Source organism: Anabaena azotica SJ-1 (genome assembly GCF_047275885.1).
Taxonomy (GTDB): Bacteria; Cyanobacteriota; Cyanobacteriia; order Cyanobacteriales; family Nostocaceae; genus Trichormus_B; species Trichormus_B azotica_A.
In genome coordinates this window covers 2,348,280-2,361,506 of record NZ_CP178454.1, presented here as the reverse complement: position 1 = coordinate 2,361,506, position 13,227 = coordinate 2,348,280, and the positions used below count along the sequence as shown (strand labels likewise).

Below are 13,227 nucleotides of genomic sequence, written 5' to 3'. Positions count from 1 at the left end.
AAATTTGCATGATGGTTAAACCCACCATGCAATATCAAATGATTAAGTTACCAATACAGGTTCTAAACCATACCACCAGCAGCTTGAAAACGGGCGCGGGCGCGTTTAAAGGCTTGATTTGCTTGGATTTGAGCTTGTCTATCTCCTGCGGCAACTTGGTTCAATTTGGTTTGTGATTCGTTGTAAGCTTGACGGGCTTCTTCTAAATTAATAGCATCGCCACGTTCCGCACCATTAACAAGAATGGTAACTTCATCTTCTTCAACTTCAGCAAAACCACCTAGAAGTGCGATCGCTTGCCAATTGGAATTTTTGCTAGCACGAACACGCATTACACCTGTATCTAAGGCAGATAACATTGGTGCGTGTCCAGTCAGGATACCCAACTGACCAGTTGTGCTGGGTAGAATTACTTCATCAGCTTGAGCATCCCACACAGTTTTATCTGGGGAAATTACACGAACGGTTAGTGTCATATTCTTTGTTTCTACTTAGTAATCAGGTGACAAGGTGACAGGTGACAGGTGACAGGTGACAGATGAAAGACTATAGGTGAAAGTATTTACTGTTTCCTGTTCTCTAATACCTCTTTACTGTTCCCTGTTCCCTGTTCCCTGTTCCCTCTATTAGCCTTTTAGCTTTTCAGCTTTTGCGATCGCTTCGTTAATATCGCCTACCAAGTAGAAAGCTTGCTCTGGTAAAGCATCCAACTCACCGGAGAGAATCTTCTGGAAACCTTTGATGGTGTCTTCCAACTTCACATACTTACCAGGAGAACCAGTAAATACTTCCGCTACGAAGAAGGGCTGAGACAAGAAACGCTCTACTTTCCGCGCCCGTGCCACAATCAGACGGTCTTCTTCAGACAATTCATCTAAACCCAGAATGGCGATGATGTCTTGTAGTTCTTTGTAACGTTGTAGAGTTGATTGTACAGCCCGTGCAGTATTGTAGTGTTCATCACCAACAATGTTGGGCTGTAGCATGGTGGAAGTAGAACCCAGAGGATCAACCGCTGGATAGATACCCTTAGCTGCCAAACCACGAGACAATACTGTTGTACCATCCAAGTGAGCAAAGGTAGTTGCTGGTGCGGGGTCAGTCAAGTCATCCGCAGGTACATATACAGCTTGAATAGAAGTAATAGAACCTTCGGTGGTAGAAGTAATCCGTTCTTGCAATGCACCAACGTCTGTACCCAGAGTAGGCTGATATCCTACCGCAGAAGGCATCCGTCCCAATAGCGCAGATACTTCAGAACCAGCTTGTACAAACCGGAAGATGTTGTCAACAAACAGCAATACGTCTTGCTTGTTCACATCACGGAAATACTCAGCCATTGTCAAACCAGACAAACCAACCCGCATTCTAGCTCCGGGTGGCTCGTTCATTTGACCGTAAACTAGAGCAATCTTAGATTCATTGAGATTATCTTTGTTGATAACCCCAGATTCAATCATTTCATTGTAGAGGTCATTACCTTCACGAGTACGTTCACCCACACCCGCGAATACAGACACACCACCATGTTGGGTAGCGATGTTGTTGATCAATTCCATCATGATCACGGTCTTACCAACACCAGCACCGCCGAACAGACCAATTTTACCGCCGCGTCGGTAGGGAGTCAGCAAGTCAACAACTTTAATCCCGGTTTCAAACACAGAAGGTTTTGTTTCCAGTTCTGTGAATTTAGGAGCATCGCGGTGGATGGGTAGAGTTGCTTCAGCGTTTACGGGGCCTTGGTTATCTACAGGATCGCCCAAAACGTTGAAAATTCTACCCAGAGTAGCTTTACCTACGGGTACGCTGATGGGAGCGCCAGTATCAACGGCTTCCAAACCACGTACTAGTCCGTCAGTGGTACTCATCGCCACGGCTCTAACTTGGTTATCGCCTAGCAATTGCTGTACTTCAACGGTTAAGCTGATGTTTTGTCCAGCTTCGTTAGTGCCTTTGATGGTCAAAGCGTTGTAGATTTGGGGTAATTTACCGCCGGGGAACTTAACGTCTACAACCGGACCGATGATTTGGGTAATGTAACCTATGTTTGTTTTTTCTGCGGTGGTGACCATGCTGCGCCTAAATGATTGAAGCTATGTTTGAGAATCGGTCGTCAAAGACCTGAGATCAAGCAATGTCATCTTTTAGGTTAGCACTTAACGATCCCACCTTTGCCTTAAATTCATTATTAAAACTAGATCCAAAAGTAGATCCCCAACTTCTTGAAGAAGTCGGTCATCTGGGCTGCAAAGATGCGGCTTCGCTTATCGCTTCGGGCGGGTGTTCTGCGATCGCCATGATCTGTAAAAATGTTAAATTAATATTTTTGTATTAGTCAAAATCAATTTACATGACTCGTTTTATACATGATCAATTTGCCAAACAGTATCTAACAGAACTATTAACACCTTACGGGCAAGTAGAAACCAGCAAAGATATTACCGCTGAAGTCAGACAAATTGACGTATTATTTATACCTTCACCCCAACCCACACAAAGCCTAGAAGCACTAGGATTACTAGGGAAAATGGCAAAAAGTTACACCATATTTGAGCCATTCCGTAACCCAGTCAGCAAAAGTGAAATTCGCAGTTGTATAGGTAAATTATTTGACACTCATGCAGAACTAGAACGTCAAGCTAAACGCAATGATACGCGAATCAACGAAACCGAATTACCCCAGTTGTGGATTTTTACCCCTACAGCATCCGTAGACATTTTAGAAAGCTTTAATGGGATTCTAGATGAAGAAAACTGGGGACAAGGGATTTATTTTCTACCAAAAGGATTTAAAACCGTACTTGTTGTTATTCACCAGTTACCCAGCACACCCGAAACGCTGTTTTTGCGGATTTTAGGGAGAGGAAAAGTACAAAGACAAGCAGTAGAAGAATTAGAAGCACTAGCAAATAATAGTCCGTTTCTTGCGGATATCATAGAATTAGTACATAACCTAATTGCTGTGTTATCGGCTCGTCAGCGTCAAGAACAAGATATTGATAATGATGATCAGGAGTTAATTATGAAATTATCGGAAATGTATCAACAACAATTGGAAGAAATTAAAAAACAAGAACGACAAGAAGGACGACAAGAAGGACGACAAGAAGGAATAGAAAGAGAAAGACAGGCTATGATTGAAAGTATTTTACAAGTGCGTTTTGGGGAAGTTGATCCACAGTTAGCTACAATTATTAACCCTCTGATTGCGATGAGTAGAGAAGAATTTACTCCTTTACTTTTACAATTGTCCCGTGAAGAATTATTAGCTAGATTTGCGTGAATTTTGCAAAATCAAAATGAATACAGCAGGAGTCAGGAGGCAGGAGGCAGGAGGCAGAGGGCAGGAGGGAAAGCCTTATCCTGTATGATTTTTAAGTTTCAATTTGTATCTCATTCAACTGCATACCGCTATATTTATCTATAGCAGTCCTAACCTAAACATGAGAAAATATGTAGATAAAAATCCTTATTTTATAAGCATTTGATGCTTCTTGAAATCTCACGTATCATTTAGGATTGCTATAGTTGAAGCTAATAAGTTGAAGCTAATAATTGGTAATTGGTAATTGGTAATTGGTGAGAAAATCGCTATTTTCATCCTGTTCATCCTTTAATCCTGGACATCCTGATTCTGACAAAAAGGCCATGTCTAGATTTCTTTAGTCAGTTCACACTAATCATACAATATCAAGTAATGAGAAATTTGGTAAAAATACGATTTTGAGATCCGATAGCTCCAAACTTCCTTAATTACCTTAAAATAAGAATATGTCGCTTCATTCTCACTGCTTATGAACTTCTCGTCAGCACGACAATATTTTTACCAAGAAATCGAACAACCTGACGAGTCTATCAACTTGGCCAGGGCAGCTTTATATATTGCCCAGGAAGAATATCCCGACCTTGACCCGGAAGAATACTTAAATGCCCTTGATACGATGGCTTTTGAGTTACAAGAACGTCTCCCTTCCACACGCTATCCGATGCGGATGATTCAAAGTATTAATCAGTATTTATACGCGGAATTGGGTTTTAGTGGTAATAAAATAGATTATTATGATCCGCGTAACAGCTTTTTTAATGATGTAATTGAACGTAGAACGGGTATTCCCATTACCTTGGCACTAGTTTATATGGAAGTGTCACGACGGTTGGATTTTCCAATGGTGGGAATAGGAATGCCAGGACATTTTCTCATCCGTCCAGATATAGAGGATATAGAGATTTTTGTTGATGCCTTCAATGGTGGTGAGGTCATGTTTGCACAAGATTGTCAGGAAAGGCTGTCGCAAATTTATCAGCAATCGGTAACTCTACAACCACAATTTTTAGCAAAAGTTAGTCATCGGCAATTTTTGGCGCGGATATTGACGAATTTGAAGTATATTTACCTGAAAAAGCAGGATTTAGAAAGGAGTCTGGGAACGGTAGAAAGGATTTTGCTGTTGTTTCCAGGGACAAGTTTGGAATTAAGAGACAGAGGTTTACTATCTTACCAACTGGGGATGTTTTCTCAAGCTATGGAAGATTTACAAACTTATCTAGTTAAAATACCGGATGCTGAGGATGCGGATGTAATTCGTCAATTATTAGACAAGTTGAATTAATCAGTTATTAGTCTCTTTACTGTCACCTGTCACCTGTTCCCTGTTCCCTATTATTCAAAACTTTCTGCAATGCGTTTAAGACGACGCAGTTGAGCTTGCATATCTGCTTTTGTCCAAGATGCGGCAAAGGTATTAAAACCCCAACTGACGACAGGATTAGGAATTTCAAATTCAAAGCGGTTGACGAGAAGTGTACCTTTTGGTAGTGGTTGACATTCCCAGCGATCGCTACCCTGAAAGAATCCCTTAAATCCCCATACTACCAAACCCGGTTCTCTTTCTATCACTACAGTGTTTAAAGTGGGTTTAATCACCGGAATTTGAATTATAAACCTGCTGCGACTGCCAATATCTGTACTCCACACTTTTCCCACAGGTTCGCAACGCAGAACAGGGTTAAGCCAACGATGCATCAGGGTTAAATCTGTAAAACAGCTTTCCACTACCGTAGCAGCGGCCAAAATCTTGATTGATTGTTCTAGAACCTGGGACATTTTTTCGTCGTGATGCTATTGCTAAGTTTATCTACTATAGCAATCCTAAATCATTCATGAATACAAAATTTACTCAATATTCAAATACCCGACTTCTTTAAGAATCCGGGTATCTTTTTTTAGGGGTTATAAAATGCGCTACTTCAGAATATTATCTCACTGCTATCAACTCACAGTTTCTAATTGCAACTCTGCTAATTTTTTATCCAATTCTTGCCGCTGTAATAATGCTAATTCTGCTTCTATCTCTGCTTTGACTTCATGACGAAAATTGAAAAAATGTTCACCTACACCCAAAGCAATTAAATAGTCATATAATAAATTTGGTTTACGCCGTACCATAACTATTAATTGCCACCAAAAATGAAATCTTGTAGAACGTAATATTCCCTGTCGCCAACAAATAGCTTTTAAAAAATCCCATTCGGCTTTTGTTAAAGTGCGTTGATATTTAGCCCGCCAACCTTCCATCATCATAAAATGGCGAAAAGTACGTTTGAGGTATGGCATGGGTTCATATAAATTCCAAAAAGTTTCAATAAACTCGTCCGCTATTTCTGTCATGGGACGAGTAGGAACAAAATTAATTAAAGATTTTTGAGAACCAACAAATTCACCCAACCCATCCATTAATCTTCCTTCTTTTTGCAAACGAGTCCACATGGCTGTATTTGGTAATGCTTGCAGTAAGTTAAGATGAGCTTGAGGAATATTTGTTTCTTCTACAAATTCTTGAATACGTTTACCTGCACCTGGTTTTTCATTATCAAAGCCTAAGATAAAACCAGACATAATTTGTAATCCGGCTTTAGTAATCTTGTGGCAGGATTCCACTAATGAATTACGGGTATTTTGTTCTTTATTTGCTCCTACTAAACTTTCTACATCAGGAGTTTCAATTCCCATGAATACCTGAACAAAACCAGCTTTTACCATCAATTCTAATAATTCATCATCTTCTGCAAGATTTAAAGAAGCTTCTGTAATTAAAGCAAAGGGATAATTACGTTTTTCCATCCAGGGAATTAATTCTCTTAAAAAAACCTTGGCATTGCGTTTATTGCCGATAAAGTTATCATCAACAATAAATACATAACGCCACCAACCCATCTGATATAATACTTCTAATTCTGCTAATATTTGTTCTGGTGTTTTCGTGCGGGGTTTGCGTCCAAACAGGGTGATAATATCACAGAATTCACATTGGAATGGACAACCCCGTGAAAACTGGACGGTCATTGCTATATAGGCATTTAAATCTAATAAATCAAATCTTGGTAAAGGCGTTTGGGTGACATCTGGTTTTTCTATAGCGCGGAAAATACCCTTTTCTTCTCCCTTTTCTAAAGCTGCTAAAAACATGGGAATAGTGATTTCCCCTTCATCTAAAATTAAATAATCTGCTCCTGCTTCCAAGACAAATTCTGGTACAGATGTGGCAAAAGGCCCACCGACTGCGACTTTTTTACCTAACCTTTTGCCTTTTTGAATTAATGCACCAAAATCTTGTTTTTGGATAATCATTGCAGAGACGATGATAATATCACACCATTGCCAATCTGCATCTGTTTCTAGACGGACATTGCGATCGCACAATCTTATCTCCCAATCACTCGGTAACATCGCTGCTACCGTGATTAAACCCAATGGGGGATTTGTAGCACGTAACCCAGCCAAATCAAGGGTTTCTTGATAAGACCAGAAAGAATTAGGCATGATTGGCCAGAGTAATAAAGCTCTCATTTAGCACATCCCCTTGATTTGCTTTCTTGTCAAAACCCATTTAGTCTTGAACTATACAAGCTGAGTCAGTTAGTTTTTATCCATCTAGAGGTACAGTTTTCCTTAAGCTTAATTATCACGAAAAAAATGGATTAAGTATAGAGAAAATACAGTTCAGCAAAAAATATCTGCGTCTAGATCATGAGACAAAATATGTGGTAAATTTACCTGAAAATAGCTATAATATTTTTTGACCTGAATGCGTATTATTAGCAAAAGAATACTTAGGGAATTTTGGAAAAAGCACTCCCAATCAGAATCCGGGCTTTTACTATGGTATCAGCGCATATCGGATGCTCAATTGGAAAATTTTAATGATATGAGGAAAATATTTCCATCAGCAGACTTAGTTGGTAACTTGACTGTTTTTAATATCAAAGGTAATCATTATCGACTTATAACTTATATAGATTACGACTCTCAACTATTATTTATACGCGCTGTACTCACTCACGCTGAATATGATCAGGAGAACTGGAAAAATGACGAGTGGTTTAAAAAGTCCTAGCAACTATTATATAAAATTAATTACTACATTTCCCCCACGTCCCATTACCAATGAACAAGAATTAATTGCCACCCAAAATCAAATTAATTCTATTTTGGATCAAGGAAATATTACACAAGATGATCGGGATTATCTGAGGGTTCTTGGTACTCTTGTTTATGATTATGAACAGCAATATGAAAAAATGCCAACTCTCAAAGGTGTTGCACTTCTTCAAGCATTGTTAGAAGAATCAGAACTACAACCAAAAGATTTAGTTGCTATTTTAGAAAGTGAGTCAATAGTTTTAGACGTTCTCAATGGTAATCAGCAATTAACAGAAAAACAAATTCAAGATTTAGCTGTATTCTTTAAAATAGATCCTAGTTATTTCGTTGAATAATAATGATACCTAGATCCCCGACCTCTCAGATCAATTTACTATTTATTGACAAGATAGCAAAAGAAGTCGGGGATCTGATCACTCCCTAATGACTAATCACTACTAAAATAGGTTTTGTAACCGCCACCTAAGAAAGCGGGGAAGAGGAGATAGCTAAGAAATAATTATGGGTAAGCAGCGCGTTCTGTCGGGAGTTCAACCAACTGGTAACTTACACTTGGGTAACTACTTAGGTGCTATTCGCAACTGGGTAGAAATTCAAGACCAGTATGAAAATTTCTTTTGTGTGGTAGATTTACACGCCATTACAGTACCACATAACCCCGCCACCTTAGCGGCTGATACTTACACCATCGCTGCTTTATATTTAGCTTGTGGCATTGATTTACAACACTCTCACATTTTTGTGCAATCTCACGTTTCTGCACACAGTGAACTCTGTTGGTTGCTAAACTGCATCACTCCCTTAAATTGGCTGCAAGACATGATTCAATTTAAGGAAAAAGCCGTTAAACAAGGTGAAAATGTCAGTGCTGGGTTGTTGACTTATCCGGTGTTGATGGCTGCGGATATTCTGCTGTATCAAGCCGATAAAGTGCCGGTAGGTGAAGACCAAAAGCAACATTTGGAACTAGCGCGGGATATTGTGAACAGGTTTAATCATCAATTTGCGAAGGATCAGCCTGTATTAAAGTTACCCGATCCTTTGATTAGAAAGGAAGGCGCAAGGGTAATGAGTTTGACCGATGGAACACGGAAAATGTCTAAGTCTGACCCGTCGGAGTTAAGCCGAATCAATGTTTTAGATTCACCTGATCAAATTACGAAAAAGATTAAAAAATGTAAAACTGATTTGGTGCGGGGTTTAAGTTTTGATGATGTAGACCGTCCAGAATGTCATAACTTGTTAACTCTGTATATGCTGCTGTCTGGGAAGACTAAGGAAGCGGTAGCGGCTGAATGTGCAGATATGGGTTGGGGACAGTTTAAACCTTTATTGACAGAAACAGCGATTAATGCTTTAAAACCGATTCAAGACAAATATCAGGAGGTAATGGCAGATAAAGGTTATTTAGAGTCAGTGTTAAGAGATGGTCGGGAAAAAGCAGAAGCGATCGCTCGCTCTACTTTAACAGATGTGAAAGCTGCTTTAGGCTATACCGTCCCCCTCTAAGGTTTACTCTTGAAGGTGTAATTTGTTTTACCCTTTAAGAAAACCTCAAAATTAAATTGAAACCATGCAGGATACCCATAGCAACAGTGCTTTAAATAACTTCCGAAAAGCGGTAGCAACAGGAGATTTTCTGATTACTGCTGAAGTCGCACCTCCGAAAGGGGGAAATGCAACCCATACAATTGAAATGGCGGCGACTCTTAAGGGGAGAGTTCATGCTGTCAATATTACTGATGGTAGCCGTGCTGTGTTGGGGATGTCGTCTCTAGCAGCTTCGGTGATTTTATTGCAACATGGAATTGAGCCTATTTGTCAAGTTGCTTGTCGCGATCGCAATAGAATTGGAATACAGGCAGATTTAATGGGCGCTCATGCTTTGGGTATCCGCAACATTTTAGCTTTAACTGGCGACCCTGTAAAAGCAGGTGATCATCCTGATGCAAAAGCCGTTTTTGATTTAGAAGCTGTGCGGCTGTTGCAGTTAATTAAGAAAATGAATCAGGGAGTTGATTTTAATAATAAAATCCTCAATGATGGCGCATTAGATTTATTTGCAGGTGCAGCCGTAGACCCCCAAAGTGCCAGTTGGTCAGGTTTACAAAGTCGATTTGAAAAGAAAATAGAAGCCGGAGCGCAATTTTTTCAAAGTCAATTAATCACAGATTTTGAAAGATTAGAAAAGTTCATGGATCAAATTGCATCTCGTTACAACAAACCAATTTTGGCGGGAATTTTTCTGTTGAAATCAGCTAAAAATGCCCAATTTATTAATAAAGTTGTTCCGGGTGTGAATATTCCTGACCACATTATTGATAGGTTAGCGAAAGCCAAACAGCCGTTACAAGAAGGGATGAAAATTGCAGCCGAACAGGTGCAGATGGCGCGGGGATTGTGTCAAGGTGTGCATATTATGGCAGTAAAGAAAGAAGATGCGATCGCACCTATCTTGGATTTAGCGGGGGTGGGAAAGGTTAATTAACAGGAATAGCGATCGTATTTATTGAATGCGGTGCGATCGCTCTCCAACTTACCCTCTATTGCTAAACTAAAACAAACCTCACAAAATCCGAGGACATGATGAAATTTACTACAGATCCTCCCTATACAGAAACCAGCCTCCCAGACCATACCCAACTCCCAGAGTCAAACGGTACATTCGTGAAGAATTGGCAAGAACACCCCCAAAGCATTTTGCTAACAGAGTCCATCACACCAGTATTACAAAAACGTCATCCAGATGGTCAGTATTGTATTGGTCAAGATTTAGGAATCTACTGGCGTATTACTGACCCTCCAGAACGTGGTGCAGAAGCTCCAGATTGGTTTTATGTTCCCAATGTACCACTTTTATTAAATGGTCAATTTCGCCGTTCCTATGTTCTATGGCAAGAATATATTTCGCCATTAATTGCCTTAGAATTTGTTTCAGGAAATGGCACAGAAGAACGAGATAAAACTCCTTGGCAGGGTAAATTTTGGATTTATGAACAAGTAATTAAACCTGCTTTTTATGGCATTTATGAAGTCACTAAAGCCAGTATAGAAATTTATGAATTAATTGGTGGACAATATCAGCTATTACCAGCAAATGAACGGGGACATTATCCAATTACACCTATGGGTGTTGAAATAGGGTTATGGCAGGGAGAATATAAAAATATGGAATTACCCTGGGTGCGGTGGTGGGATGTGCAAGGTAATTTGTTATTGACTGGTGAAGAAAGAGCAAATCGTTTGGCTGCACAATTACGTGCTTTAGGAGTTGAACCAGAAGCGTAATTTTATTGGGACTTTGGTTTTAAAATGCCAAGACCCAGCTTCTTGAAGGAGTCGGGGATATATAATTAAGTTAGTTAATTGCAGTAACTTATTAAGTGTTACCGTTAGATTTAAAAAAATACTCAATTAATAAAGATGATGACAGATATACATAACCTTAACTCAAAAATCATTGATACAGATATTATTATAGAATCAGAAATGTTAGATGAATCACTAGATGATGATGATGAAAATATTATTACAGCAGAAGATATAAATGAGCCTTTTGATCCTACCAAAATTCGAGTTGAAACTAGACAAGTTAGCATTGATGAATTATTAGCAAGAATTAGTTATCATCAACTAGAATTAGAACCAAAATTTCAGAGAAAAAAAGTCTGGAATCCAACTGCTCAAAGTAGACTGATAGAATCAATTTTACTGCGTATCCCTCTACCAGCTTTTTATATTGATGCAACTAACGAAGAAAAATGGTTAGTAATAGATGGCTTACAACGACTCAATAGTTTAAAAGAGTTCATTCTTGATAAACAGTTAAGATTAACTGGACTAGAATCATTTACTCAATTCAATGAGAAAATATATGATGAAATTCCACGTAATTATCAACGACGGATAGAAGAAACTAATCTCACAGTTATTTTTTTAGAACCAGGTACAGATCAGGAATATAGACAAGCAATATTTGAACGTATTAACACTAGCGGTTTAGCCTTATCACCTCAAGAAATACGCCATGCTTTAAATCAAGGTAAAGCAACAAATCTATTAGAACGATTGTCTGAATCATCTGAATTTAAAATAGCCACTAATAACGACATAAAAGCTGATAGAATGATTGACCGTGAGTGCATACTGCGAGTATTAGTATTTATGGTAGAGAATCAACAATTATTTGAGTATAAAAGCCATAAAAAAGTTTTAGAAAAAACGATGACATATATTAATAGTATGTCAGATCAAGAAATCAAATTATTAGAGACTAAATTTAAAAATATAATGAATTTAGCTGTTGAAATTTTTGGCGAAAATGCTTTTCGTAAAAATAAAGGAAGACGCTACCGTGTTAATAAGGCTTTATTTGAAGCTTGGTCTGTTAAGTTATATAAACTAACTTCTCAAGAAGTTAAATTTCTTCAAGAGAGGAAAGAATTGCTGCAACAAAAAATAATAGAGTGGAGTGATGATGGTAAATTTGATAGTCCTTTATATGGTAATCTGGGAACATTCAAAAATGTAAATAAGAGATTAGAACAAATTCAAGAACTAATTACACAAGTATTATCATGATTCATTCATTGCGGTTGCAAAATTTTAAACCATTTGAAGACCAAATAATCAATTTTAAACCACTTACTTTATTATCTGGTTTAAATGGTATGGGTAAATCTTCAGTATTACAATCACTTCTGTTATTACGACAGTCATATCAACAGAGGCTTTTACAAAGAAAATATTTAGCCCTTAATGGTAATTTGGTTAATATTGGTACTGCTAAAGATGCTTTATTTGAAGGAGCAAAGAAAGAAGAAATTATATTTGAACTGATAGTAGAGCATCAAGATATTCAAACATGGACATGGCAATTTAAATATAATAAACAATCTGATGTCCTGAGTAGTGATATTGCACCAATAACTGACAATATACATGGATTTAGTCTTTTTACTGATTACTTTCACTATCTACAAGCAGAACGATTTGGACCTCGTAATGTATTTGAAATATCAGATGATTTAGTCCGTCAACATTTTCAAATTGGTACTAGAGGAGAATATGCAGCACATTTCTTATATGTTTTTGGTAAATTTGACATAAATACTGTTGGAATTAAACAAAAAGATTCACATTCAATTAATAGAGTTTTTGAACGTCCAGGAAAAAGTGAAATCAATAAGTTAATTCACCCACAAGAAAATTCAAGACTTTTAAACAGTCAAGTTAAAGCATGGATGGGAGAAATTAGTCCTGGTACAAATATTCATGTAGATCCAATTGCAGGTGTTGATTTAATGCGTTTAGAATACTCATTTGATATGGGTAAAGATGTAGGAATTAGTAGTAGATATCGTAATACAAATGTAGGATTTGGAATTACGTATACTTTACCAATTATTGTAGCTGTGCTTGCATCTCCTCCTGGTACACTAATTCTAGTTGAAAACCCAGAAGCACATCTTCATCCTAGAGGACAAGCAAAAATGGGAGAATTATTAGCACTTGCAGCGAGTTGTGGTATTCAAGTTGTTCTAGAAACTCACAGCGATCATGTTTTGAATGGTATTCGTTTAGCTGTTCATGGGGGAAAAATTAAACCAGAAGATGTGCAATTAAATTATTTCCAACGTCGAGAAAAACAAGGACAAGCTTTTACAAAAGTGATTTCTCCACACATTGATAGAAATGGCAGAATTGATAGATGGCCTGATGGTTTCTTTGATGAATGGGAAAAAAGCTTATATGTTTTATTAGAACCTGCGGGAGAGTAAATT

The 13,227-nt window shown here is 38.1% G+C and carries 14 protein-coding genes; 10 read left to right on the top strand and 4 right to left on the bottom strand.

The features are described 5' to 3' along the window. Positions 1–62: 62 nt before the first annotated feature. Together atpC and atpD are read right to left on the bottom strand one after the other, a co-directional pair. A complete protein-coding gene (atpC, locus tag ACLLO5_RS10395) occupies positions 63–476 on the bottom strand; it encodes an ATP synthase F1 subunit epsilon (protein WP_413175364.1) in 414 nt (137 codons plus the stop codon). A gap of 150 nt (positions 477–626) precedes the next feature. Further along, positions 627–2,075, bottom strand: a complete 1,449-nt coding sequence (gene atpD / locus ACLLO5_RS10390; protein WP_413175363.1) for a F0F1 ATP synthase subunit beta — start codon at positions 2,073–2,075, stop codon at positions 627–629. A gap of 62 nt (positions 2,076–2,137) precedes the next feature. Between atpD and ACLLO5_RS10385 the strand changes: the two genes are divergently transcribed. The 3 genes from ACLLO5_RS10385 (at position 2,138) to ACLLO5_RS10375 (ending at position 4,613) form a co-directional block, all read left to right on the top strand. Continuing rightward, positions 2,138–2,338, top strand: a complete 201-nt coding sequence (locus tag ACLLO5_RS10385) for a hypothetical protein (RefSeq protein WP_413175362.1) — start codon at positions 2,138–2,140, stop codon at positions 2,336–2,338. A gap of 15 nt (positions 2,339–2,353) precedes the next feature. Next, positions 2,354–3,286, top strand: a complete 933-nt coding sequence (locus ACLLO5_RS10380; RefSeq protein ID WP_413175361.1) for a hypothetical protein — start codon at positions 2,354–2,356, stop codon at positions 3,284–3,286. Between the two features lie 511 nt (positions 3,287–3,797). Further along, on the top strand, positions 3,798–4,613 hold the full coding sequence (locus ACLLO5_RS10375; protein ID WP_413175360.1) for a SirB1 family protein: 816 nt from the start codon (positions 3,798–3,800) through the stop codon (positions 4,611–4,613). 50 nt (positions 4,614–4,663) lie between these two features. Here ACLLO5_RS10375 and ACLLO5_RS10370 read toward each other — a convergent pair whose 3' ends face one another. Beyond that, positions 4,664–5,107 carry an SRPBCC family protein gene (locus ACLLO5_RS10370; protein ID WP_413175359.1) on the bottom strand — a complete coding sequence of 148 codons (444 nt, stop codon included), beginning with the start codon at positions 5,105–5,107 and terminating at the stop codon, positions 4,664–4,666. A gap of 165 nt (positions 5,108–5,272) precedes the next feature. After that, the gene (locus tag ACLLO5_RS10365) at positions 5,273–6,850 is read right to left on the bottom strand and encodes a B12-binding domain-containing radical SAM protein (RefSeq protein ID WP_413175358.1); all 1,578 of its coding nucleotides are present in this window, start codon (positions 6,848–6,850) and stop codon (positions 5,273–5,275) included. Between the two features lie 238 nt (positions 6,851–7,088). Here ACLLO5_RS10365 and ACLLO5_RS10360 point away from each other — a divergent pair, with 238 nt between their 5' ends. The 7 genes from ACLLO5_RS10360 to ACLLO5_RS10330 all read left to right on the top strand — a co-directional run bounded on the left by ACLLO5_RS10360 (position 7,089) and on the right by ACLLO5_RS10330 (position 13,224). Continuing rightward, positions 7,089–7,397, top strand: a complete 309-nt coding sequence (locus ACLLO5_RS10360) for a type II toxin-antitoxin system HigB family toxin (protein WP_413175357.1) — start codon at positions 7,089–7,091, stop codon at positions 7,395–7,397. After that, on the top strand, positions 7,372–7,779 hold the full coding sequence (locus tag ACLLO5_RS10355; RefSeq protein ID WP_413175356.1) for a helix-turn-helix domain-containing protein: 408 nt from the start codon (positions 7,372–7,374) through the stop codon (positions 7,777–7,779). The genes ACLLO5_RS10360 and ACLLO5_RS10355 overlap by 26 nt, the downstream gene beginning before the upstream one ends. 166 nt (positions 7,780–7,945) lie before the next feature. After that, positions 7,946–8,953 carry a tryptophan--tRNA ligase gene (gene trpS, locus ACLLO5_RS10350; RefSeq protein ID WP_413175355.1) on the top strand — a complete coding sequence of 336 codons (1,008 nt, stop codon included), beginning with the start codon at positions 7,946–7,948 and terminating at the stop codon, positions 8,951–8,953. A 64-nt stretch (positions 8,954–9,017) separates the two neighbouring features. Then, positions 9,018–9,932, top strand: a complete 915-nt coding sequence (locus ACLLO5_RS10345) for a methylenetetrahydrofolate reductase (RefSeq protein WP_413175354.1) — start codon at positions 9,018–9,020, stop codon at positions 9,930–9,932. A 98-nt stretch (positions 9,933–10,030) separates the two neighbouring features. Then, the gene (locus ACLLO5_RS10340) at positions 10,031–10,732 is read left to right on the top strand and encodes a Uma2 family endonuclease (RefSeq protein WP_413176058.1); all 702 of its coding nucleotides are present in this window, start codon (positions 10,031–10,033) and stop codon (positions 10,730–10,732) included. Between the two features lie 135 nt (positions 10,733–10,867). Further along, a complete protein-coding gene (locus tag ACLLO5_RS10335) occupies positions 10,868–12,025 on the top strand; it encodes a DUF262 domain-containing protein (protein WP_413175353.1) in 1,158 nt (385 codons plus the stop codon). Next, complete coding sequence (locus ACLLO5_RS10330) at positions 12,022–13,224, top strand: AAA family ATPase (RefSeq protein WP_413175352.1); 1,203 nt, start codon at positions 12,022–12,024, stop codon at positions 13,222–13,224. Before ACLLO5_RS10335 ends, ACLLO5_RS10330 begins: the two co-directional genes overlap by 4 nt. Positions 13,225–13,227: the final 3 nt, after the last annotated feature.

What these genes read in the sequence shown, in the direction of transcription:
- atpC (WP_413175364.1), bottom strand. Translation starts at nt 476, where the DNA reads ATGACACTAACCGTTCGTGTAATTTCCCCAGATAAAACTGTGTGGGAT.
- atpD (WP_413175363.1), bottom strand. Translation starts at nt 2,075, where the DNA reads ATGGTCACCACCGCAGAAAAAACAAACATAGGTTACATTACCCAAATC.
- ACLLO5_RS10385 (WP_413175362.1), top strand. Translation starts at nt 2,138, where the DNA reads ATGTCATCTTTTAGGTTAGCACTTAACGATCCCACCTTTGCCTTAAAT.
- ACLLO5_RS10380 (WP_413175361.1), top strand. Translation starts at nt 2,354, where the DNA reads ATGACTCGTTTTATACATGATCAATTTGCCAAACAGTATCTAACAGAA.
- ACLLO5_RS10375 (WP_413175360.1), top strand. Translation starts at nt 3,798, where the DNA reads ATGAACTTCTCGTCAGCACGACAATATTTTTACCAAGAAATCGAACAA.
- ACLLO5_RS10370 (WP_413175359.1), bottom strand. Translation starts at nt 5,107, where the DNA reads ATGTCCCAGGTTCTAGAACAATCAATCAAGATTTTGGCCGCTGCTACG.
- ACLLO5_RS10365 (WP_413175358.1), bottom strand. Translation starts at nt 6,850, where the DNA reads ATGAGAGCTTTATTACTCTGGCCAATCATGCCTAATTCTTTCTGGTCT.
- ACLLO5_RS10360 (WP_413175357.1), top strand. Translation starts at nt 7,089, where the DNA reads ATGCGTATTATTAGCAAAAGAATACTTAGGGAATTTTGGAAAAAGCAC.
- ACLLO5_RS10355 (WP_413175356.1), top strand. Translation starts at nt 7,372, where the DNA reads ATGACGAGTGGTTTAAAAAGTCCTAGCAACTATTATATAAAATTAATT.
- trpS (WP_413175355.1), top strand. Translation starts at nt 7,946, where the DNA reads ATGGGTAAGCAGCGCGTTCTGTCGGGAGTTCAACCAACTGGTAACTTA.
- ACLLO5_RS10345 (WP_413175354.1), top strand. Translation starts at nt 9,018, where the DNA reads ATGCAGGATACCCATAGCAACAGTGCTTTAAATAACTTCCGAAAAGCG.
- ACLLO5_RS10340 (WP_413176058.1), top strand. Translation starts at nt 10,031, where the DNA reads ATGAAATTTACTACAGATCCTCCCTATACAGAAACCAGCCTCCCAGAC.
- ACLLO5_RS10335 (WP_413175353.1), top strand. Translation starts at nt 10,868, where the DNA reads ATGATGACAGATATACATAACCTTAACTCAAAAATCATTGATACAGAT.
- ACLLO5_RS10330 (WP_413175352.1), top strand. Translation starts at nt 12,022, where the DNA reads ATGATTCATTCATTGCGGTTGCAAAATTTTAAACCATTTGAAGACCAA.